The sequence below is a fragment of the bacterium genome (genome assembly GCA_016708025.1).
Taxonomy (GTDB): domain Bacteria; phylum Zixibacteria; class MSB-5A5; order GN15; family FEB-12; genus FEB-12.
The window spans coordinates 197,692-218,700 of the sequence record JADJGQ010000004.1 but is presented as its reverse complement, the minus strand read 5'-3'; the positions used below and the strand labels follow the sequence as shown (position 1 = coordinate 218,700).

The following is a 21,009-nucleotide window of genomic DNA, read 5'->3' as shown; positions in this document are numbered from 1 at the left end:
CACGATTCTGAACAGTTCGTAAAGCGGCAATCATACAAAGAGAGCTGTCCCCCTCGGACAGCTCTCTTTGCCTACATTATATGTGAAGCGAAAAATCCGTTCAGTTCGCCGACTTTCGCGGGAAGTTCTCTTCCCGGCCATCCAGAAAGATTGCCACCGCTCCAGTCACCGTACCGGAGCTGTCTCGCTGGAATTTCAATCGCATCCGATCGGGACCGGCGCCTCCAATACGAAACAGATCACGTGTCATCGCCACCAGCGGAAACTTCGGCCCCCCCTCTCTTTGCGAATGGAGCTCACCCCCCTCAAAGGTAATGGTGCGAGGTCCGTACAGCCCGGCGCACGGAGAAAGATCGCTTTCCGTCACAGTCGGCGGATTTAACTCAGCATCCAGTCGGGTCGCGATCCAGGCATATTCCCGCTTTCGATCCGGATTGCCGGTCGTTTCCTGCATTTTCCTGAAGGCATCCAATTGCGCCGCGACCAGCGCTTTCTCTGCCGGTACATCAATATCCGGTTTTACTCCGACTCCCTCCCAGTTGGTGCCGGTTACCGGATTGATCGCTCGCGCATACGGCACTCGCATCGACACCTTGAGATTAGGGAACGCATACTCATTCACCGGATGCGCCCCTCCGCCGGTCGTCTCACCGACAATGGTTGCACGCTTCAGATTCTTCAGATTGTAGCTGAACTCCTCTGCCGCCGAGAAGGTGTAGTTGCTGGTCAGTACGTAGATCGGGATACCCGTCAGCTTTTTGCCGACCACGCCGAGGCTGGTCCAGAACTGCTTGAGCGTATCATTACCACGCTCCTCAAAGCTGTTGAGATGAACCACCTGATCAAAGAAATAACTCGAGATCAACTGGATCATGGTCGGATCACCGCCGCCATTTTCGCGAAGGTCAATAATCAGGGCATCGCAATTCTGCAGGAATCCCATCGCCGCAATGGCGGTTGGTCCGGCTATATCGGTCGGCGTAAAGCCCATCAGTTTGAAATAGCCAATATTCCCGGTGAGAATCTCCATCTTCTCAAAGCCGTAGTTCGCCCGACGTTCGGATTCTAAGTACTCCTTTTCCATTTCTGGCGAGATCGAATCTCCCGCCGGACGTGGATTCGGGTCGTACCTCACTCCAAAGTGTCCGTCCTTACAGACATCGCGAAGATCCTTGTGCAAGGCAGTCAGGAATGGCACCGCCGTGGCGAATTCACGGTATCCGCCGGATTTCAGCTTCTTGCGAATGGCGGTCTCCATCTTTTTGGCCACTTCGGGAAAAACGTACGCCCGGTTTACCAGCGCCGAGACGCTGTCGATGATCTCTGCTTTGCGCGCATCGGCGATCGGCTCATCCTGCCCTCCCGCCACCACTGTCTGTGCGCTTCCGTTCGGCACGAAGGCGATGCAACTCCCCACCACCAGAATCGCCAGGATCATTGCGCGAATTACGTACGTTTTCATAGTTGTCCGCTCCTCTCTCTTACCTTTTTCGCCTTTTAGGCGAGCGAAATTCTAACCTCATTTTGATCGATGGTCGGTGATGCTCGTGGGCCGCCTGGTCAAACGGTACCTCCACAAACCCTTCCGACAGGTAAAGACTGGTGGCCGCCGCCAACTTCGGACTCGTGTGCAGGTAGACCGCCTCTGCCCCGTTCTGCTTGGCGTAGTTGATCGCCACCGTCAGCAAACACCGGCCCACTTGTTGCCCTTGGGCTTTCGGCACCACTCCCATCTTGCCAAGCTCATACTCGCGCGGCCCCCGCTTGATTAACGCGCAGGTTCCGACAACCTCACCGTCCAGCCGAGCGAAAAAGACCATCCCTCCCTTGTTAATGATCTTCCCGACCGGATCGTTCAACAACACCTCGTCCGCCGGCTCAACCTCAAAGTACTTCCTCAGCCACTCGACATTGATAGACTTAAAGTGCTTCTTGAAGGCCGGCTTGTATTCAACCACCTCGATTGCCGCAAGCCGACGGTCCTGCAATCGAGTCATCACCCGCTGATACATATCTGTGCGATCAAGATCCTTCTCGATCAGGGTGACCATTGTCAGGAGATCCTTGCCGGCCGACCGCAACAACTCGCGATTCGCTGCCTCGATCTCCTCCCAGACCGGGGTCAATCGCTTGACTGTCTCCCGGGCCTTAGGAGTGAGGCTGAGCATCCGCTGCCGCTCATCCGACTTCCCTTTGTGCCCGACCAGCAGTCCCCGCTTGACCATCGCATCCGCGATCTGGTTGATCGCCGGATGGGTCAGCCCGAGCGCCCGTGCGATCGCCGTGACATTCATCGCCCCTTCCTTGTTCAACAGGTAGGTGACAGCAAACCAGCGCGGCTCAAACTCCACCTGCTGGGCATCGTACACGCGCGTGATATCGCGCATCAGTCGTTCGCTGAGCCGGCGAAGCCGGCTCCCCAGTGCCAGTGGTCCCAGTTCCTTGATGAGGTCCATCGTTACCCCGTCCTTTGGCGGCGACGCCTCCCCGGGCGTCTCTGCTCAGTTTACGTAAGCACTTACATAATTGTTTCCGTACTTTTCGCTCTCGCGGAAGCCGCAAGATAGGACGGGACAAACCGCTCCGCTACTTAGTTCTTGGCTTACCGACGGACCCGCTGGAGCAACCGCCGGACTTTGCCCGCCAACTGCTCCGCGCTCGGAGGATCAAGATTAGAAAGGACCACCAATGTATACCCCGCGGCCAGATCCGACTCCACCGCCGCATTCACCCCCGGCGATCCACCCGCTATCCCTAGCCCCCCTTGAGACAATGGCAGGGTGACCTCTTTTGCCTGCTGAGACGGCGGCTCGCCAGTCAATATCCAGGCAGTGTGCCCGGCATCCAGTAACTTCCCCGCGGCAAGCGCCTGATGAAACCTGAACAGATCATCGACAGTCGCATACCCGCCACCCGCCGCACTTCCCCTGGCCGGAAGGGTATAGATGTTCGGGCGAAGCCGGTCATCCTCAGGATTCTCCCCCCGCGTATACCCCCTGGCCAGATCCGATACGATCTCATCGAGGGCATACGAGTCGCTGTTGGTCATTCCGGCTGGCGCATAAATATGATCTCTAACGTATTGGTAGTATGAGGTTCCGCTGACAGCCTCAACAATCGCTCCAAGCAGGACATAACTCCCGTTGGAGTAACGACGGTCTGTCCCCGGTTCAAACCAGAGCGGATCCGAAGCAAACAACGGGATGTAGTCGCTGTTGCTCCTGAACCGATCTTTTGGGCTATTCTCAAAGGCCGACCCAAAAAAGTCGCCGATCCCCGAGGTCATATCGAGAAGCTGTCTCACTGTCACCCGCGAAGCCACATCACGGTTTGGATAGTCGATCAGGTACTTGCCGAACGGTGCCTCCAGGCTGATCTTCTCCCCCTGCACTAGCTGAGCTATCGCTATCTTAGTGAATATCTTATTGATTGACCCAAGATTGAATTTGGTCGACAGCTTGTTCGGCACGCCCAGCGAACGGTCCGCCATCCCCACCGACTTGGTCAGAACCACGTTACCATCGAATCCCAACAGCAGATTCCCCGAAAAGCTATCCTCACGAGCCAATGAATCGACCAGCTTATCGATAGCGGCGACTGCCTCTGCGCGAGTCAGTGGTGTCGAAGGCTCTGCAGAGGGTGGCTCTTCCATTAATTCGATTCCCAATCCCGCCAGAAAGTGCGGCGGCTCTGCTTCAAATTCAAACTGCAACTGCATCCACTCCCCTCGCCCATTGGTTGCATAAACCACCGAAACCTCTTCAGAGACAGACTCAACTCGCTGCAGATTGATTGTCCGGATCTGGCCCACCATCCCCTGATAGCGCTCGACACGGACTGCCACAGGCCGATTGGCTTTCCCCTGCTCGCTGATATGCTGCTCAAAAAACTGCCGCATATCCGCGGTATCCCCTGAATTAAACGCATCGATATACGCCAGCACCCTGCCACCTGTCACCGTTTTCGCCAACTCCGTCCGGCCGGTAGAATCCTCTCCCTTGCTGTTGCTGATAGAGATCAGGACGAGGGCGACTGATACCATTATCCCATGCACAATACGCATATCTGCTCCACGGTAATTTGCCAGTTGATCGGTAAGTTCTTACTGAACTCACTCGCAACATAGCCGACCAATTCCAAAGACGGGAGTTAATTTCTGTTAAAGTCGAGGCTACCTGTTGGTCGCCGACTTCAGGTGCAGTTTGATCGGACGATCAAGGAGCTTTCGATAGGATGTTATAAAGGTCTGTAGCTCGGGAAAATGTTCCGGCTGAACCACCGCCTGCGTATATTCCTGGCGGGCAATCGCGACCGGCCCCTGGTCGGTCATGGCGTAAGACACCACCATCTTCCCTCCCGTAAACTGACAGGAGTCCTGCGGCGGAAGGACTACCGAGTCACACTGCGCCAGAATAGAACCGCCTATATTCACCGAATCATAGACTGAATACGGATAAGCGAGACTGAGCGGAAGTGTCCGCCCACTGAGTCGAATATCATCCAGCTTGTCCCGGCTCACCACCACAAACGGATTCACATAGGCCGTCTGTTTGATCCGGTCGAGTTTGCGTGTCCCCTCAAGTTCCCCCATGATCGATACAGGGATATCAAGCGTGTCGACTCCCGCATGCTTCTGGCTGAGAACCTTGAATCGACGGTCTCCGCTCATCAGGTAGTCGTGTGTGAAATCCGCCAACTGATCTCGTTGGGCATGCTTGAGAAAATTCCGCAACGAGTGACTCATGTTCCCGATCGCAGTCGCCTTGACCTTCAGATGCACGAACGTAGAATCATCGATCACCATCTGCACCGCGCGGGTGAGGACATTCTCCGCCGAAGTTGATTGCGGCAATCGTACTAATACTCCGCCACTGTCATTCACCAGCAACGCCAGCGTGTTTTCGTCCATTGACGGAAGATCCCCCGGCAGACACTCCGAACAGGTCGGGTCCAGCCACAGCGTATCAGACCCCACCACCGCACAAGTGATCAAATGATTGAACCCATCGGTGACGAACTCCGGATCGATCAATCCCAGACTGGTAGTTCGGACCAACACCGGATAGGCCGTGATCCCCGCGGCGCGCAAACGCGACACCAGCAGTGTCGAGAGACCCTTACAGTCGCCATACCCTTTGCTGGCCACTCCCTGCGCCGGAAGCGGCTGCCAACCGGAAAGCCCAACCTCAACCGCCACATATCGCGTCGATTTGATCAACTCCCGGTAGATCCGTCGAGCATCCTCCATCGTCCCCGCTGTCGCGGCAACACTGGTTCCTTCGGGTAAGTACTGCTTCGCGGCAAGTTTATTGTACCAGACCCCAAGATTCTTCCAGGTTCTCCCCTCTACTTTGTACCCCTCCAGCTCGAACGTCTCATCAGCAAACGCAATGTACGGCTTCCCCTTCTCTTCCAGCGGAAGCCGATTGATCTCCGGATCAGGCGGGAGATTCTCAAACCGCCAAGCCGCGTTCATCCGGTTTCCGTTGGTCGTCACAGTCGGCTCGACATCGAGCCCATACAGCTTCCAGGCCAGCGGGTGCTGGACATCACAATTCAGGGTCATCTCCAGCAGCGTGATCGAGGCATCATTATGCTGTAAAATCGGCGCCCCAATGAAGGAAAGATTGTCAAACTCTTTGGTATAGGTTGCCTCAATGACTGCCGGATAGCTGGGAAACGCAAACGAGCCGAAATAATGACAGATGTCAGTGTACAATTCGAATCCCGCGCCAAAACCGCACGCCTTCGTCAGATCACCCAACTTCAATTTCTGGATCGGTTTCCCATTCGGACCGAGCAGACGGTACTCCGCACTCCGTACCCGGGAATACTTTGACTCAGTCAAGCTGACCGCGCCAAAATCTTTCCCCGCTGGATTCAGGATCGTCAACTGTAATTGAACGGTGACAGTCGCACTGCTCCCCATGACATCGCACTTCCAGCGAACGTAATCAAACCGGGCGACCTCGTCCCCCTCGCCGGCGAATGCAGAAAAACCGCAAACGAAGATCAAAAGCAGAAGCCAGGTTGCAACGCGAGACATCACTGGGCTCCCATATGCAAAATCACCTCATCCTGTGACGCGTGCGCAACATCCTCGAACAGTTTTTTCACCTCGGGATACGCATCCGGTTCCAGCAGATCATTGGTGATCGTCAGCTTGGCATCCAGTTGCACCTTGCCGTCGATAAACTGCGCCAATCGCTTGTACGTGATTCCCGGCGCTGCACTGGTCACCTGCTGCGGAAGCGTCGCCGTCACCATCGGTCTACTACTGCCAATTATCACCACGTTGTGATAGACATATGGAAAATCAAAGTCGATCGGATAAACCCGCTTCTCCCGTGTGAACGGATTCTCGCGGAACCGATAGCTCACCGGCTTCACCACCAGATTGTTATCCAACTCTCTAGCAAATTCCGGCACAGTATAAACAAAGGTGATCACCAGTCGGCCGGTCGAATCAGCCGTCAGCGATTTGGATTCGAGCGTCCGATTCTCCCCGACATAGTCAAGGAAATAGTCATCGATAAAATCATCCAGGGACTTCTCTTCACTCAACCGTCCAAAATTGGATGCCAGATAACCGGTCATACTGCACGTGGTGGAACAGCGCGCCGCGCCAAGACTGTCGATCAGCATATGTTTCATCCAGTCGGTAAGTCCGACGATCGGTATAAAACACCCTGACCAACTGCGACTTCTTCCCATCGATCAGAAACCCACCTTCCACCAGGCTGTTCGGCGGAAGCATCCCAAAGGGACAGTACTTGGTCGTGGCATCCATGTAAATGCCACTGCTGTCATCCAACTGCGCATAGCAGATAACGTGGTTGAACTGCTGGATCTGGAACACCTCAGGATTAAACCGCTTATGATCGCGCGTGCTGATCTCCACCGGCCAGCTCTGGATCCCCGCCTCCCGAAGCATGTGCACCAGCATGAGATTCTTCTCTTCCGGAGTCCCATACCCCTCCTTGAGCATCTGATTGAGATTATCGTGCGACAGCCAGTAACCGACTGGATCTGCCTTCGCCGCATAATTCGCCGTCACATACTGGTAGATCCGTCGGGTCTTCTCCAGCGGATCGGTGATCCCCGCGATCAACGGCTCCAGCAGCGGCTTCACCTTTCCGTTGGAATAGTAGTCTCGCAGAAACTTGTCCTGCTTTTCTCCCAGATCCTCCCACCCTTCAATATATTTCTCGATGTACCCCGACTTAGGATACTTGTACGAAACAAGCTGATAATTGAGGCTCGACTGGTAATCCGCCTCGACTCCACCGTACGGTTCATCAACCAGCGGAGGAAGATTCTCCATTCGCCAAACAAAACACTTGAGCGTCGTGAAGATATCCCCGGGAGCAACTGACTCGGTAACAACCGGGTCCCGCTTGGTGACCGGTACATTGCTGTAGGAGGAACTGTAAGTGAACCCCGGATACAACGTCAGCGCAAAACGAGACTCCAGAGTATAGATATCTGTCTGAAAATCCCACGGCTTGAGATAGTAATATCGATTGTTGAAATTACGATAGGTATATTCAACTATACAGCCGCTGTCTGCCGCCGGAAAAGAGAATGTCCTGACCTTCCAGTCTTCGACCGTCTTCTCGAAAAAATCCTTCCCTTCCACTTTCGTGACCGTCCCATCAGGTCGGATCGTCTGCGCCTTCACATCCTTGAGTCGATCTCCATCGCGATACGGAATCTCCACCTCGCCGATCTCTTCCGCCCCTGCCGGGCGAAGGATCTTCATCCGCACATGCCGCCGGATTTCGATCCCGCTCCCCTCCGAGGGCGGACCAACCATCAGACTGCACCGATCGAACACGATTATGGCATTCGCTTCCGGGTATTTGGGCGGAAATGACAACTGCCACTCGGCATCGGTGACTTTGCCGAACTCCGGCCCCTTCTCACCGGCAAAGGTCAGATTCGATGGAGACATAATGATGACTGTCAGGGTGATAAACAGCAAAACGGCGAATGTGCGCATGGATCCTCCCGAGGCACGTACTGAGTTAGGTCCGTATGTACAAGACATTGGCGATCCTCGCAAGCATAGCTAATATGGATAATCCAGTCAAGTCAGTTGTCTCACAATCTGCCCATTTCCTGCTATGAAAACGGTACACATACGGCATGCCGAACAGCCGCACGCAGAACTTGACAGCAGTAACTTTTTTCCTGTCCTTCCCGACAGCCGACCACATCCAATGGACGGCCCAAACGAACCCAAATAGAAAGAGCGTATGGCAGATAAGTTCATTTTCACGATGTTGCGCCTGAACAAGTTTTATGGCCAAAAACAGGTGCTGAAAGACATCAACCTCAGTTTCTTCCCGGGCGCGAAGATCGGCATTGTCGGAGAAAACGGTTCAGGAAAATCCACCGTCCTGAAGATCATGGCGGGGATGGATGACCACTTCCAGGGAACCGCCGAGATCACTCCCGGCTACAAGCGCGGGATCGTCCCCCAGGAACCCCGACTCGATGAAACCGCCACCGTCAAACAGAACCTCGAAATGGCGTTCGGTGAGATTCAGCAACTGATGGCCGAATATGATGCCATCACCGCCAAACTGGCCGAACCGCTCTCCGATGCCGAAATGGACAAGGCGATGACCCGCATGGGAGAACTGCAGGACAAGCTCGATGCCGCCGATGCCTGGAATCTCGACCAGAAGATCAACCGCGTCGCCGATGCCCTCTGCCTTCCCGATGACGACCGCTCTGTGGCCACTCTCTCCGGCGGTGAAAAGCGCCGCGTCGCGATCTGCAAGATCCTCCTGGAACAGCCGGACCTCGTCCTCCTCGACGAACCGACCAACCACCTCGATGCTGAGACGGTCGACTGGCTCGAAGCCCAGCTCAAAGAATACCCCGGCACTGTCATCATCGTGACCCACGATCGATATTTCCTGGATAACATCACCCGTTGGATCCTCGAATTGGAGAGCGGCAAAGGAATACCGTGGGAAGGAAACTACACCTCCTGGCTGGAACAGAAACTGAAGCGGTTGGCTGGCGAAGCCGGTCAGGATTCTCCCCGAAAGCGGATGCTCGAGCGCGAACTCTCCTGGATCAAGATGAGCAACAAGGACCGCCACGAAATGTCTCGTACTCGCCTCGCTGAGTACGAACAATTGGTGGCGAAAGAGACGGCCGCGTCAAAAGAAGAAAACCACGTTATCACCATCGCCCCTGCGCCCCACCTCGGCGACCAGGTAGTTGAATTTGACAAGGTCTCCAAAGGGTATGGCGACAACCTACTGATCAAAGAGATGAGCTTCAAACTCCCCAAAGCGGCAGTTGTCGGCGTGATCGGCCCGAACGGTGCCGGCAAAACGACCCTCTTCAAAATGATCACCGGCGATGAAAAACCGGACACCGGCACAGTCGCCGTCGGACCAACCGTCAAGCTGGCGTTTGTTGAACAGATGCGCGACTCGCTCAACACCGACCTCCCCGTGATTCAGGCAGTCTGCGGTGGCGATGGTGACATTCCGTTTGGCAATCGAACCGTCCCGGCTCGTCAATATCTGGCCCGTTTTGGATTCAAAGGCTCGGACCAGCAGAAATCGGTCCAGGCGCTTTCGGGCGGCGAACGCAACCGCGCCCACCTCGCTCAGATCCTCAAAGCCGGAGGCAACCTGATCCTTCTCGACGAACCTACCAACGACCTCGATGTCAACACCCTCCGCCTGCTGGAGGAAGCGATCCTCGCCTTTTCCGGCTGCGCCATGATCATCAGCCACGATCGCTTTTTCCTCAACCGGATCTGCACCCATCTGTTGGTCTTTGAAGGGGAAGGGAATGTCAGGTGGTTCGAAGGTAACTACCAGGAATACGAAGAATGGCGAATGAAGGAATTGGGGAGCGGACTGTTCGAGAATCGCCGAAATCGGTATCGAAAACTCTCGCGTATATAGATTCTGCAACCTGGTCGGTGGCACCACCGGCCAGGTCCATCTTTCCGGAATCAACTGGCATCAGCTTCGATACTTTGCGCTTCCCTCAGCTCTTTGTAGACCTGACCGATCATCGCCCCGACAATGAAAACGAGCGATGTGTAGTAGATCCAGAGTCCAAGCATCACCGCCACTACATACGCGCCATAGATCTTTTTCAGGCTGGCGGCATGAAGCACATAAAGTCCAAACGCTTCCTTCGCCAGAAACCAGAGAATGGTCGCCGACAGTCCCGCGATCATCACCACCCGCATCGGCTGTCGTCGTTGTGGTACTGCCAGGTAGAGCGTCACATATCCCCCCAGGATAAGAGCTACTGTCACCAAATGTACGAGATAACGCTGTGCCAATTTAAGATCCAGCCACTCCAGCGCCTTCAACTTGCTGGCCATTGCTAAAGCCACATCGATCAGTGGCACAACCCCAATCGAGAGGACAAAATACAGAAGCACCAGGAGCACGATCCCCAGATCGCGAAATTTCTCCTTGTACAGACGAGAGCCGCCCGACGCGTGAAAGATCGCATTCAGCACGGTTCGCATACTGCTGAATAATCCGCTGGCGGCCAATAATAGCCCCAGCATACCGATCAGACCCGCCATCCCTTTGTAGACCCTGAACTCCTCCGCTCGGGCAAATACGACCGATTTCAGCGAATCCGCAAACTGCTGGTGCGGGACTGCCCGATCAATAAACTGACCGATCTCCGCGGCCAGCGCGGTCTTTTCAAACACCAGTCCTAACAGGGAGAAAGCGATCAGACCCAGGGGGATAATGCAGAATACCAATGAAAAAGCCAGCCCCCCGGACATCAGGAATATGTGCTGCTCCTCCCCCTTGTGGACCATTGATTTCAGAAACCGCCATGCATACGAAAAAGCAGCCGCGATCTTCTTAGGTGTTCGTGTTACATCCATTAATGCGCTCTCTGAATTCACCAATTTTCGGGTCCGGAAACTCCGACCAGTATATAAACACCCACTCCCCGACGCCAGTCTTTAACAGCCAATCAGACCAATCCTCACCCCTAACGCTTCATCCCTTTCTACTTGCAGAATGTGGCCTTGTTGTCTATTTTTGAGCAATTGTTTGGAAGAGGTCTGATAACGCAGATTGTATCATTTATCATTACCCGTGGTGCGAAAGACTTGATTTTGATGCGCAAAGATACTCTAAAAGTTCTTTTTTTGGCGACTGACCAGTCTCACTGGCCGGCCATTTCTCATTCCCTAAAAGAATCCGGCTTCGAATTGGCCGTGCAGTTCATTGAAACATCAGAACAGTTGACCGAGGCATTCCTCGCTGGCGGCTGCGAACTGATTATCGTCGACCTGGACTCCGATTCAGTCGGCTTGTCTACTTCTGCCAGACTGCGAGAAGAACACCGTCTTGACATCCCGATCATGGCATTCACCGCTTCAATCGCCAATCTCCCATTCGGCCACTTGGTTGCCGCGGGCGCCAACGATTGCTTCACGCTAACTGATCTTGACCGCCTGCCATTTGCGGTTCGAAGAGAACTCGAGGCCGCTAGGCTCCGCTCCGGTTTGCGCAATGAAGCCTATCAGGCGCACCAGGAATGCCAGGGGCTTGGCCGCAAGGTGGCGGCACTGCGCGAGCTGTTTGAACATGTGAACGACGAAAACAGACAGATCAGACTTCAGTTGGCCACCAATATCAAACGCGCCATTACGCCGACCATCCGCGAACTGAAAACCTCAACTCAGAAACGCACTCTTCACCTCGCCTCGATCCTGGAGAAGGACCTGGCCGAGATCACCTCACCATTTATCAGCTCACTCCAGCAGAATTTCCCTACCCTCTCCCCTCGTGAGCTGGAGATCTGTCGCCTGATAAGGTCCGGTCTGACCAGCAACGAGATCGCCCTTACGCTGAAAGTCTCTCCTACCACGGTTCAAAAACACCGCGAAATGATCCGACGCAAACTTGGTATCATCAACCTCGACACCAATCTCCAGATCTATCTACAATCTACTTTCCCCCCGGAAAAATGACTTGCCGATTCTTTCACCGTCCCTATCTTCGCCGCTATGCTTGAATCATACTACAAATTCGTCACCACGGCCGAACGGCCCGATATTGAACCGAAGATCCACGAGTTGACCAGCAGCTCATGGCCGGCTTTCATGTACGAGAATGAGATAGCCGACGTTAATTTCAAGTATCTCTTCTCTGATTTCCCCGAGTACCAGTTCGGCCTGATTGACACCCGCGATGATTCCCTCGTCGCGCAGGGGAATTCCATCAGCTTCTACTGGGATAAACCTGTCGAACAACTTCCCGATGAAGGCTGGGAGTGGGTGCTCATGAAGGGGATCGAAGATCGCCGCGCTGGCCGCACCCCGAACTATCAGTCTGCCCTGCAGATCTGCATCAGCCCCCAGCTCCGCTCCAAAGGAGCGAGCGGCGAGGTAGTCAAAGCGATGCGCTCACTCGGCGCCAAACAGGGTATTCCCCACATGGTCGCTCCGGTACGGCCAAATAGAAAGTCTGATTATCCGCTGATTCCGATGGATGACTACATCAAGTGGAAAACTGAAGAAGGACTCCCCTTTGATGCCTGGATGCGGGTTCATGCCCGGCTCGGCGCACGGGTCGTCTCTGTCTGCCACAAGGCATTCTGGGTCAAAAACAGCATTGCCTCATGGGAGAAATGGACCGGCCTGCGCTTTTTACAATCCGGCCAGTACATTATTCCGGGAGCATTAAATCCAATTGAGATCGATCTGAAAGCGGATATCGGCACCTATTGCGAACCGAATGTCTGGATGTACCATCCGCCGAAATAGTCCGTGAAGCAAGAAGACGATCAACGCCAGTACGGTGCCAAGCGGCGGATCCCCTCGTCAATCTGTTCTGGCGTGGCTGCGAAACTCACTCGCATATATCTCCTCCCTCGTTCGCCAAACGCCAGACCCGGGATCACAACCACTCCGGCCTCATCTCGTACTTTGATCGCAAACGCAACGGGATCACTCTCTGCCCCGTCCGGCAATGGCATGAAATGGTAGAATGATCCATCTGGAGGAAGATCAGCGATCCCAAAATACCGTAGCTTGGCCTCGCGTAACGCCTCCCACCGCGCCTGTAGCTCTCTCCGCGCGGCTAGGTGTATCTCTTCGCTGTTTTCGATCAGCGCCAGCGCCGCCTTCTGCGCCACATACGATGGCGAGGTCGTCGCATAGCTGTGGACTGTCCTGGCTGGCGCCAGAAGCTCCGGGTCACCGATCATCCATCCCACTCGCAACCCCGGCGCTCCCCATCCTTTGCTGACCGAACTGACTACCACACCATGAGGCGAGTGCTCGCGAAGTCCCGCCGGTCGATGACCAAAATAGAGGTCCCGGTAAACTTCGTCCGAGATCAATAGAATCCCCCGAGCGTGACATTCCTCTGCCAGTCTTTTCAGATCGTCAGCATCACACCCTGCACCAGTCGGGTTCGAGGGATGATTCACTATCACCGCTTTGACTCGCTTGTCATCCAGGCGCGAAAGAACCTGAGCCACATCCAGGCGAAATCTATTGGCTTCATTCAGCGGATAGAAGACCGGTTCCGCCTGCGCAAACCGAACCAGATTTGGATAGGTCACAAAACCCGGATCAGGCAGAAGAACCCTATCCCCGGCTCCTACCCATGCCTGCAATAGCGAAAAAAGTCCGCCGATCGACCCCTGCGTCACAACCACATGGTCCACCGTCACGCCGTAATAGGTCGCAATTGCCTGCCGAAGTTCTGGTAGACCCGTCCCCGCTCCATAGGGCGCACGCCCTGACCAATCATGCAGTACCTTTAGGGCCGGCGCTGGAAGATCCCAGGTCGGCTCACCGATCCCTAGCGGGATCGCCCCTGCCGGCGCCGCTTCAGCGATCTGCCGTATCAGGCTGATGTCGAGTGATCCAATTCGTGAGGCACGTTCCAACTGCTACTTCCCTTTAATTGCCCGTTTGTGAGCCGATTTAACATACTGCGCTAGCGCTTGACTATCGTTCGACTGGATCATCTTGCGCAATCTGGACAGCTCCGTTTCCATTCTCCCTATCGCGCCGCACACTTCCGCCCGATTGCTCTGCAGGAGATTCTGCGTCAACTCCGGCGATGACTTCGCCACACGCGTTGCGCTCTGCAAACTCCCGCCCGCCAATCGCTGGAGCAACTTGTCGCTTCGACCGGTCTCCGCTACCACCTGCACAAGCGCCGTCGCGATCGCATACGGAAGGTGACTTGTCTGCGCCAGTAGATGGTCATGCCGCTTGGCGCCGATCAACAACGGCTTCCCGCCGATCGCCTGTATCATCTGCTTAACAAGCCTGACCTGCGCCGATGATGCACTTTTATCCTGAGTGAATGTTATGATCCTATCCTGAAAAAGTCCGGTCTGTGAAGATTCGATCCCAGTCCCTTCGGTACCGGCGATCGGATGAAGCGAAACATACCCCGCGGATGGTTTCAGCTTCTGCACCAATTGCATGATCCCCCCCTTCGTGCTGGCAACATCCAGACACAGACTCCCCTTCGGGAGGACTTCCAACACAGTTGGAAGCAGACGCAGTGTGACGTCGATCGGAGTCGCGAGGATCACCATATCGGCCTGCGCAAGACCCGCTCTGAGAGTCGCCGAGGTCTGGTCGACCGCATGCCGCTCCAGGGCGCGGGACATACTCCCCCGATTCGCATCAAACCCGATCACTCGCGCGACCACCCGTCGCCCCACTAATTCCATCCCGATCGAACCGCCGATCTGTCCAAGACCAACTATCAGCCCGGTCATCTCGCCAAATTTCTTCATATCGTTCGCTTGACTGCCTGTGCAATATGTTCCAGATCATCCATTAGTTCGGCAAAATCTGCCGGATACATACTCTGCACACCATCGGAAAGCGCCCGTTCCGGATCGGGGTGTACTTCAATTATCAATCCGTCAGCACCAGTAGCGATCGACCCCTTGGATACCGGCCCAACCAATTCGCGCCTTCCGACCGCGTGGCTCGGATCGACGATCACCGGCAAATGGCTCAACTGCTTGAGAATCGGCACCGCCGAGATATCCAGCGTGTTGCGTGTCCACTTCTCGAAACTCCTGATCCCCCGCTCACATAAGAGCACATTGGGATTTCCGTTGGACAGGATATACTCTGCCGACATCAGCAGTTCTTCGATCGTCGCCATCAACCCCCGCTTGAGCAATACCGGCTTATGACTTTTGCCGCACTCCTCAAGTAGCGAGAAGTTCTGCATATTGCGCGCTCCCACCTGAAGAACATCCGCATAGCTCGCGACTAACGCAACATCTTGTGGTGAGACCACCTCGGTGACGATCGGCAACCCGAACTGCTCACCCACTTCCTTCAGGATGACCAGTCCCGGCTCACCCAGTCCCTGGAAGCTGTAGGGCGACGTTCTCGGTTTGAACGCCCCGCCGCGCAGTATCTTCGCCCCCGCCTTGGCGACAGCCTCTGCCGAGGCCATCATCTGGTCTCGCGTTTCAACCGCGCAGGGACCCGCCATCACAACTACCTGTTCCCCGCCTATTTTGACATTGCCAATAGAAATGACCGAGGTCTCAGGTTTGAACTCCCTGCTCGACAATTTGAATGGCTTGAGGATCGGCACCACTGACTCGACCCCGATCAACGACTGAAAAATGGCAGGATCGACTACCTTGCCATTGCCTACCACGCCGATGATCGTCTTTTTCTCGCCACGGGACAGATGTGGGCGAAAGCCCAACTCCTGCACCCGTTCCAGAACATGCTGCAGCCGTTCTTCGGTGGCATCCGAACGCATTACGATGATCATGCCGGATCTCCTTCGGTCAGGTCGGGGCGTAACTGCCTCGCCTCACCCAGATATTGATGTTTGATCTCTTGCGGTGTTCTGGTGGTATTCACGAGCAGTAATACTCGCACCACCGATTGCATAGCGCCCGGAACATCTATTTCCTGTGCACAGAGAAGTGGCACCGTCGGCCAGTGAAGCCCGCGAACGGCATATGCCGGGAATTCCGCCGTCAGGTCCGGCGTCGAGGTGAACATGATCCCCGCGATATCGTCCGGCTCAAGCTGATTCTCCGCGACGATTGCGTTCAACAACTCGCGCGTCGCCGAAGTGATCGCCTCTTTGCTGTTGGCTGCCACCGTCACCGCTCCACGAATACCCCGTACGGCCATCATTTGCTGTTCCTCGTCTTCGTAAGATCACTCATGAAAAAGGCCCGCTTCCTTGCGGTAGCGGGCCTGCTCTGGTCTTGGTCTGATCTGCTCAGACTTCCATGCCGCCCACCACCGGGTAAAGAGAGTAATAATAGGACGCGCAGTATCGCGCCTCTTCGTTCGGATTGGATTGCGGTGCTATGTAGGAAGTCTGGACTACCATCTGAATTCTGTCTCCTGACAGTCTCAGTATACCGGAAAGCTCGTTTTTGTCAAGATGGATTCTATCAGTCTCTATTGGCAGATCGCTGGAATGTTAACTTCCTGAACAGCCAATCAGGCAGGGGCACTCCTTCCGGGCCCCTCCCCCCCCCCCCCCCCCGCCAACCTTTTTGGCAATTTGGCCTTCAGCCCCGCCTCACCGCGGGGAACCCCAGCCGCGACCGCGGCCCCCGTCTTTTCAAATCCCCCCCCCGCGCTGTCCCACCACCGGGGGACCCCCCCTTCTTTGTTTTTCCCCCCCCTAAACGACCGGCATCTCAAAACGCGAACTTTCCGGGTCCCCAATTCCGGCGCCGACAAACCCCCCCCCCCCCGCCGCCGGCCGCCGCCCCCCCGCGTTCCTGCCGGCCCCCCCCCCGAGGGTCTGCCCATCCCCATCCAGCATCCCCGGCAATAGTCGGCTCCTCCGGGAGATGGTCAATCGCCATTGGGTAGTAGTCAAATCCGCGACTCACCACCTTCAACACAGAGTCGTCCGGCAATATGACCACCAAACGCCGGTGAATTTCCCGCCGTTGACCTCGACCGCCCCCAGTAAGGCGCCCGCCCACTATCAAATAGTCAACCAGCAACTAACCCGCAGTACAACCACCCTCCACGCCACCACCCATTTGCACGTCGCAAACAAGCCAACCGGTTCCTCCATACTCTCTGATCGTGTATGGTTGTACGAAGTAACCCATTCCCGGCTCACCGCTGAGATCCAGATTCGCGCATAACACAGGCATGGACGGATCGGGCAATCCTGCCTGACTGAGCATGTACATCAACGTCGAAGGAAAAAGGTCAAACTCATGATTCCCCAAAGCAATGGCATCATATCCCATCGCCTTCATCAAACTCAGTTCAGGAATGCTCAGATACTCCTGGAACATAAAGTCCCCGAAGAAGCCCCGCACGAAGGTACGCATGACCGTCGCCACTCGGGCAAATCCGCCCCACTGCCAATTTCCCGCAGCGTCCTTGGGCCCATACGGCAAGAGATGCGCATGGGTGTCATTCGTATGCAGAATGACGATCGAATCCGGCTGAGCCAACGCCACTGTGCCGCACAGCAGCAACGCGCTAAGCATTGTCACTAACGTTTTCACTTCTACCTTTCCTTACGGCCGAAGCCGCCTGAATATGGAAGAGTACAAACACGGCAGGTCAAAAGGCCAGCCGCATCCATGCCGTAAACGTCGTGATGAATCTCGTCCCAGATATATTTCGCGATTAGATTGGAATAGATTTTAAGATAGCCGGATGACTCCACGAGAAGAAAAGATATCCCCTCAGCCTCACTTGTTTTCTTAAGATAATAGTCGCACCTGTAAGGGATTGGAGCTGATGTCGCATGCCTGATGAACTTTCGCTATTACGCCATACAGTCAACACCATCAGTCTGCCCGTGATAGTGGTCGACCGCGATTTCCGCATGGTCTTCTGCAATCAGGCGCTTGGCCGCTGGAACACCGAATTTGACTGGAAAGTCGATGACCTAATCGGCCGACCAATGTTCGAGGTCTTTAGCTTCCTTCCCCAACGGGTCAAGGACAACTATCAGGTCGTTCTCGACACAGCTCAGCCGCTTCGCTCTGAGTCACTCTATCACTTTGGTAAGAAGCAACTGACTGTTGAAGTGGAACTGCTGCCGATCGTGATTGAAGAGAAGGTTCAGTATGTTGTGACGCTGCTGCGCAACGTCACACAACAGCGCGAAACACAGATCGCCCTCCAACAATCCGAGGAACGTTTCCGCCTCCAGTTTCTCGCTCTCCCGCTCCCAACATTTACCTGGGAGCAGACAGGAACAGATTTCAAGCTGGTCAGCTATAACGAAGCCGCCGCTTCAATGACCCTGGGCGGCGCGGCAAAACTTATCGGCCTGCGAGCGTCCGCTCTCTATGGCGAGCAGTCGGAGATCATGTCCGATTTGCGGACATGTCTGGAGTCCCGCGAGGTCGTGCAGCGCGAAATGCTCTATCAAATGAAGTCGATCTCTGGGCAAAAGTACGTGCGCGCCTACTACGTCTTTATCCCACCCAATCAGGTGCAAATACACAATATTGACCTCACCGCCAATAAGGAGGCAGAGGAGCAACTCCGTCTGGCCCAGCAGGATCTCGCCAAAAAGATCGCCGAACGAACCCAGGAGCTTAAAGCGGCCAATGACCAGCTCACCATCGAACGCGAGACCCTGCAACGCAAGAACCTCTTTCAACAGGACCTGCTCGACCAGATCGGCGAAAGCCGACGGGCCGCCGCCATGCAGATCCAGGCCAACATCGACCGCGTCGTCATGCCGCTGTTCGAACATATGAAAGGGAAAGTGGATGGCCGCTGTGCAGAGTATATGAACCTGATCAGCTCAAGCCTGCAGGAGATCACTTCACCGCTGGTCAGTCGCCTTGAACAGAAATTCCGCCACCTGACCCCCCAGGAGATCCAGATCTGCAGCCTGATCCGTCGCGGGTACAGCAGTAAAGAGATTGCCGGAGTCCGCAATAGCTCGGTTCAAACCGTCCTCAAACAACGAAAAGTGATCCGTCGCAAGCTCGGATTACAAAATTCTGAGGCAAATCTCGCTACTTACCTCTCATCAATTGCCGTACTGACAGAAACTGACAGTGACGGAACCGTATGAGAACGCCCCAATATATTGTTATACAACGCATTAGCACACGAACGGCGACATCAAGACCAATGATTATCTGTTTCTTGCATAGGGTACGTCACAGTACCCATTATGTAACCCAAAATTCACCGTTGCGCTGCGACTTTGATTGTTAGATATTCGTGAGGCGCCCAGTGGCACCCTCGCATTTGTTGAAAAGGGGTAGAGGTAGTCTAACCTGACTGATAATCCGTCTGCTCCTACATCACACTTGGCGCTGAAAAATTTGAGCCTGCTTTGGCTGGATTGCAGTTCCCCCCTCCCCCCCTGCATTTCTCCTTGGCAGGTTCTTTTTTTGGGGCCGCTTTTCAGGTAATATCTCGACTGATCAGAGCGACTCGGCGCTGAACCGCGCGATCGCTCCAGTCCGAAGATTCCGCTTATATATCCGCACAAAAAAGGCGTACGCCCCGACGAGATAAACGACTGCCAGCACTCCCGCCACGATCAAATTCACCCAGAGTCGCTCCACGGCCGCCTCTCCCGACAGGATCGCCCGCATACTCTCAAAAACATAACTCGCCGGGATCAACCGCGCTATGACCTGCATCGCCTGGGGAAGCGTGGCAATCGGATAGTAAACCCCCACAAAAACTGACAACAAAAACGGGATCGGCCACCCCAACCATTCTGCAGTCGGGCCGAATCGCAGGATCACGCCCGATACAAAAACCCCCATAGCCGCACCAAACAGAAACAAGATTACCATAAACGGCATGATCAGCATCCCCATCGCGAGCACATCATACCCAAACGCAACCCCCGCCAATAACACCATAGCCGACAATCCCGCCACCGCCGTGACGATACTGGTCAGCACCAGCCCACTGAGATACTCTGTCAACTTCAGCGGCGAGGCAAAGTAGTTGATCAGATTCTGACTCCAGATATCCTCCAGAAAACTGGTCATGATCCCGTGCTGTATTCGGGCACAAAATTCGAAGAAAATGATCGCCCCGAGTATGACCGTGACAAAACTGAAGGTTGCTTCGCCGAATGTCGTCAGGTACTTCCGGACAAATCCCCACTGCACTACATCGATCAGCAACCAGAGAAAGACCGATGACAGCCGGGTCGGATTCCCGGCGATAAGATACATCTGGCGGAGGAAGATGGCGTACACGCGGCTGGCCGACATCTCACTCCTCCCTCAAAGACAGCGGCTCTCGCGCCACCGCGATAAACAGCTCTTCCAGATCCTTTTTCCCATACTCCTTCGCCACTGTTCGCGGATCGCCCGACAGCAGTATCTTACCATGCGATAGGAAGAGCACCCGATCACACACCGACTCGATCTCCCGCATGTTGTGTGAGGTCCAGAGTACCGCAGTCCCCCGCTCCCGTGCATACCCCTGGATCCGTTCCCGGATCATCTGGGCAATACTCGGATCGAGCGAAGCGGTCGGTTCGTCCAGGAGCAACAACCGCGGCTCATTGACCACCGCTTTCGCTAGGCTCAACCGACTCAATTCACCGGAAGACAACAGCCCGGCCTTCGAATCTGCAAACACCTCAAGGTCGAACTCTTTGAGCAATTTATTCACTCGCTGTCGCGATTCCTTCACGCCATAAAGCAGAGCGAACACGCGAAGGTTCTGCCGCACCGTCAGGTTTAGCGGCACATGGGCATACACCGCAGCGAAATTGACCTGGTTTGATATCGCCGACCGCTCCTTGGCCAGCTCCTTGCCAAAAACCCGAATCCTCCCCTCGGTCGGCTCCAGTATCCCCAGGATCATATTGATGGTGGTGGATTTCCCCGCCCCATTCGGCCCAAGCAAGCCGATAATCTCCCCCTGCTTGACGGCAAACGAAATATGGTCCACCGCCGTGACCGTACCATACCGCTTGGTCAGATCGTGAATTTCCAGAATAGGTGACTCTGCGATAGCCATCTATAAAACATAGCAGGTAGTCGAGC

18 protein-coding genes are annotated in these 21,009 nt (G+C 55.0%); 4 read left to right on the top strand and 14 right to left on the bottom strand.

Translation table 11 applies throughout. The features are described from left to right. Nucleotides 1–100: 100 nt before the first annotated feature. The 6 genes from IPH75_14330 to IPH75_14305 all read right to left on the bottom strand — a co-directional run bounded on the left by IPH75_14330 (nt 101) and on the right by IPH75_14305 (nt 8,002). Nucleotides 101–1,462 carry a S41 family peptidase gene (locus IPH75_14330; GenBank protein ID MBK7143247.1) on the bottom strand — a complete coding sequence of 454 codons (1,362 nt, stop codon included), beginning with the start codon at nt 1,460–1,462 and terminating at the stop codon, nt 101–103. Nucleotides 1,463–1,481: 19 nt separating this feature from the next. Then, nucleotides 1,482–2,456, bottom strand: a complete 975-nt coding sequence (locus IPH75_14325) for a MarR family transcriptional regulator/GNAT family N-acetyltransferase (protein ID MBK7143246.1) — start codon at nt 2,454–2,456, stop codon at nt 1,482–1,484. Between the two features lie 146 nt (nt 2,457–2,602). Beyond that, complete coding sequence (locus IPH75_14320) at nt 2,603–4,063, bottom strand: beta-lactamase family protein (GenBank protein MBK7143245.1); 1,461 nt, start codon at nt 4,061–4,063, stop codon at nt 2,603–2,605. Nucleotides 4,064–4,171: 108 nt separating this feature from the next. Further along, the gene (locus IPH75_14315; GenBank protein MBK7143244.1) at nt 4,172–6,046 is read right to left on the bottom strand and encodes a DUF3857 domain-containing protein; all 1,875 of its coding nucleotides are present in this window, start codon (nt 6,044–6,046) and stop codon (nt 4,172–4,174) included. Then, nucleotides 6,046–6,597 (bottom strand): hypothetical protein, encoded by a 552-nt coding sequence (locus IPH75_14310; protein ID MBK7143243.1) that lies wholly within the window; start codon nt 6,595–6,597, stop codon nt 6,046–6,048. The genes IPH75_14315 and IPH75_14310 overlap by 1 nt, the downstream gene beginning before the upstream one ends. Beyond that, nucleotides 6,557–8,002, bottom strand: coding sequence for a DUF3857 domain-containing protein (locus tag IPH75_14305; GenBank protein ID MBK7143242.1), 1,446 nt, complete (start codon nt 8,000–8,002; stop codon nt 6,557–6,559). Before IPH75_14305 ends, IPH75_14310 begins: the two co-directional genes overlap by 41 nt. Before the next feature lie 256 nt (nt 8,003–8,258). On the opposite strand from IPH75_14305, the gene ettA reads away from it, so the two are divergent. Then, nucleotides 8,259–9,938: an energy-dependent translational throttle protein EttA gene (gene ettA / locus IPH75_14300; GenBank protein MBK7143241.1), complete on the top strand. Its 1,680-nt coding sequence runs from the start codon at nt 8,259–8,261 to the stop codon at nt 9,936–9,938. A gap of 50 nt (nt 9,939–9,988) precedes the next feature. Here ettA and IPH75_14295 read toward each other — a convergent pair whose 3' ends face one another. After that, a complete protein-coding gene (locus IPH75_14295; GenBank protein ID MBK7143240.1) occupies nt 9,989–10,894 on the bottom strand; it encodes a YihY/virulence factor BrkB family protein in 906 nt (301 codons plus the stop codon). A 240-nt stretch (nt 10,895–11,134) separates the two neighbouring features. Between IPH75_14295 and IPH75_14290 the strand changes: the two genes are divergently transcribed. Both IPH75_14290 and IPH75_14285 read left to right on the top strand, forming a co-directional pair. Further along, on the top strand, nt 11,135–11,992 hold the full coding sequence (locus IPH75_14290; protein ID MBK7143239.1) for a hypothetical protein: 858 nt from the start codon (nt 11,135–11,137) through the stop codon (nt 11,990–11,992). Between the two features lie 36 nt (nt 11,993–12,028). Then, nucleotides 12,029–12,787 carry a GNAT family N-acetyltransferase gene (locus IPH75_14285; protein MBK7143238.1) on the top strand — a complete coding sequence of 253 codons (759 nt, stop codon included), beginning with the start codon at nt 12,029–12,031 and terminating at the stop codon, nt 12,785–12,787. A gap of 20 nt (nt 12,788–12,807) precedes the next feature. Here the strand turns inward: IPH75_14285 and IPH75_14280 are convergent, their stop codons facing one another. The 5 genes from IPH75_14280 to IPH75_14260 all read right to left on the bottom strand — a co-directional run bounded on the left by IPH75_14280 (nt 12,808) and on the right by IPH75_14260 (nt 17,523). Continuing rightward, nucleotides 12,808–13,920, bottom strand: coding sequence for a pyridoxal phosphate-dependent aminotransferase (locus IPH75_14280; GenBank protein ID MBK7143237.1), 1,113 nt, complete (start codon nt 13,918–13,920; stop codon nt 12,808–12,810). Nucleotides 13,921–13,923: 3 nt separating this feature from the next. Continuing rightward, complete coding sequence (locus tag IPH75_14275) at nt 13,924–14,787, bottom strand: prephenate dehydrogenase/arogenate dehydrogenase family protein (protein MBK7143236.1); 864 nt, start codon at nt 14,785–14,787, stop codon at nt 13,924–13,926. Continuing rightward, nucleotides 14,784–15,797: a 3-deoxy-7-phosphoheptulonate synthase gene (gene aroF / locus IPH75_14270; protein ID MBK7143235.1), complete on the bottom strand. Its 1,014-nt coding sequence runs from the start codon at nt 15,795–15,797 to the stop codon at nt 14,784–14,786. The genes IPH75_14275 and aroF overlap by 4 nt, the downstream gene beginning before the upstream one ends. After that, nucleotides 15,794–16,168 (bottom strand): chorismate mutase, encoded by a 375-nt coding sequence (gene aroH / locus IPH75_14265; GenBank protein ID MBK7143234.1) that lies wholly within the window; start codon nt 16,166–16,168, stop codon nt 15,794–15,796. Before aroH ends, aroF begins: the two co-directional genes overlap by 4 nt. Before the next feature lie 836 nt (nt 16,169–17,004). Further along, a complete protein-coding gene (locus tag IPH75_14260) occupies nt 17,005–17,523 on the bottom strand; it encodes a hypothetical protein (protein ID MBK7143233.1) in 519 nt (172 codons plus the stop codon). A 245-nt stretch (nt 17,524–17,768) separates the two neighbouring features. On the opposite strand from IPH75_14260, the gene IPH75_14255 reads away from it, so the two are divergent. Beyond that, nucleotides 17,769–19,058 carry a PAS domain-containing protein gene (locus IPH75_14255; protein ID MBK7143232.1) on the top strand — a complete coding sequence of 430 codons (1,290 nt, stop codon included), beginning with the start codon at nt 17,769–17,771 and terminating at the stop codon, nt 19,056–19,058. A 358-nt stretch (nt 19,059–19,416) separates the two neighbouring features. Here the strand turns inward: IPH75_14255 and IPH75_14250 are convergent, their stop codons facing one another. Together IPH75_14250 and IPH75_14245 are read right to left on the bottom strand one after the other, a co-directional pair. Further along, entirely contained in the window at nt 19,417–20,226 is an 810-nt protein-coding gene (locus tag IPH75_14250; protein ID MBK7143231.1) for an ABC transporter permease, read from the bottom strand. 1 nt (nt 20,227) lies between these two features. Beyond that, nucleotides 20,228–20,983: an ABC transporter ATP-binding protein gene (locus IPH75_14245; protein ID MBK7143230.1), complete on the bottom strand. Its 756-nt coding sequence runs from the start codon at nt 20,981–20,983 to the stop codon at nt 20,228–20,230. Between the last annotated feature and the right edge of the window lie 26 nt (nt 20,984–21,009).

Coding starts and splice junctions, on each gene's coding strand:
- IPH75_14315 (MBK7143244.1), bottom strand. CDS start 6,046: ATGTCTCGCGTTGCAACCTGGCTTCTGCTTTTGATCTTCGTTTGCGGT.
- ettA (MBK7143241.1), top strand. CDS start 8,259: ATGGCAGATAAGTTCATTTTCACGATGTTGCGCCTGAACAAGTTTTAT.
- IPH75_14245 (MBK7143230.1), bottom strand. CDS start 20,983: ATGGCTATCGCAGAGTCACCTATTCTGGAAATTCACGATCTGACCAAG.
- IPH75_14325 (MBK7143246.1), bottom strand. CDS start 2,456: ATGGACCTCATCAAGGAACTGGGACCACTGGCACTGGGGAGCCGGCTT.
- IPH75_14275 (MBK7143236.1), bottom strand. CDS start 14,787: ATGAAGAAATTTGGCGAGATGACCGGGCTGATAGTTGGTCTTGGACAG.
- aroH (MBK7143234.1), bottom strand. CDS start 16,168: ATGGCCGTACGGGGTATTCGTGGAGCGGTGACGGTGGCAGCCAACAGC.
- IPH75_14295 (MBK7143240.1), bottom strand. CDS start 10,894: ATGGATGTAACACGAACACCTAAGAAGATCGCGGCTGCTTTTTCGTAT.
- IPH75_14255 (MBK7143232.1), top strand. CDS start 17,769: ATGCCTGATGAACTTTCGCTATTACGCCATACAGTCAACACCATCAGT.
- IPH75_14250 (MBK7143231.1), bottom strand. CDS start 20,226: ATGTCGGCCAGCCGCGTGTACGCCATCTTCCTCCGCCAGATGTATCTT.
- IPH75_14290 (MBK7143239.1), top strand. CDS start 11,135: ATGCGCAAAGATACTCTAAAAGTTCTTTTTTTGGCGACTGACCAGTCT.
- aroF (MBK7143235.1), bottom strand. CDS start 15,797: ATGATCATCGTAATGCGTTCGGATGCCACCGAAGAACGGCTGCAGCAT.
- IPH75_14305 (MBK7143242.1), bottom strand. CDS start 8,002: ATGCGCACATTCGCCGTTTTGCTGTTTATCACCCTGACAGTCATCATT.
- IPH75_14310 (MBK7143243.1), bottom strand. CDS start 6,597: ATGACCGGTTATCTGGCATCCAATTTTGGACGGTTGAGTGAAGAGAAG.
- IPH75_14285 (MBK7143238.1), top strand. CDS start 12,029: ATGCTTGAATCATACTACAAATTCGTCACCACGGCCGAACGGCCCGAT.
- IPH75_14320 (MBK7143245.1), bottom strand. CDS start 4,063: ATGCGTATTGTGCATGGGATAATGGTATCAGTCGCCCTCGTCCTGATC.
- IPH75_14330 (MBK7143247.1), bottom strand. CDS start 1,462: ATGAAAACGTACGTAATTCGCGCAATGATCCTGGCGATTCTGGTGGTG.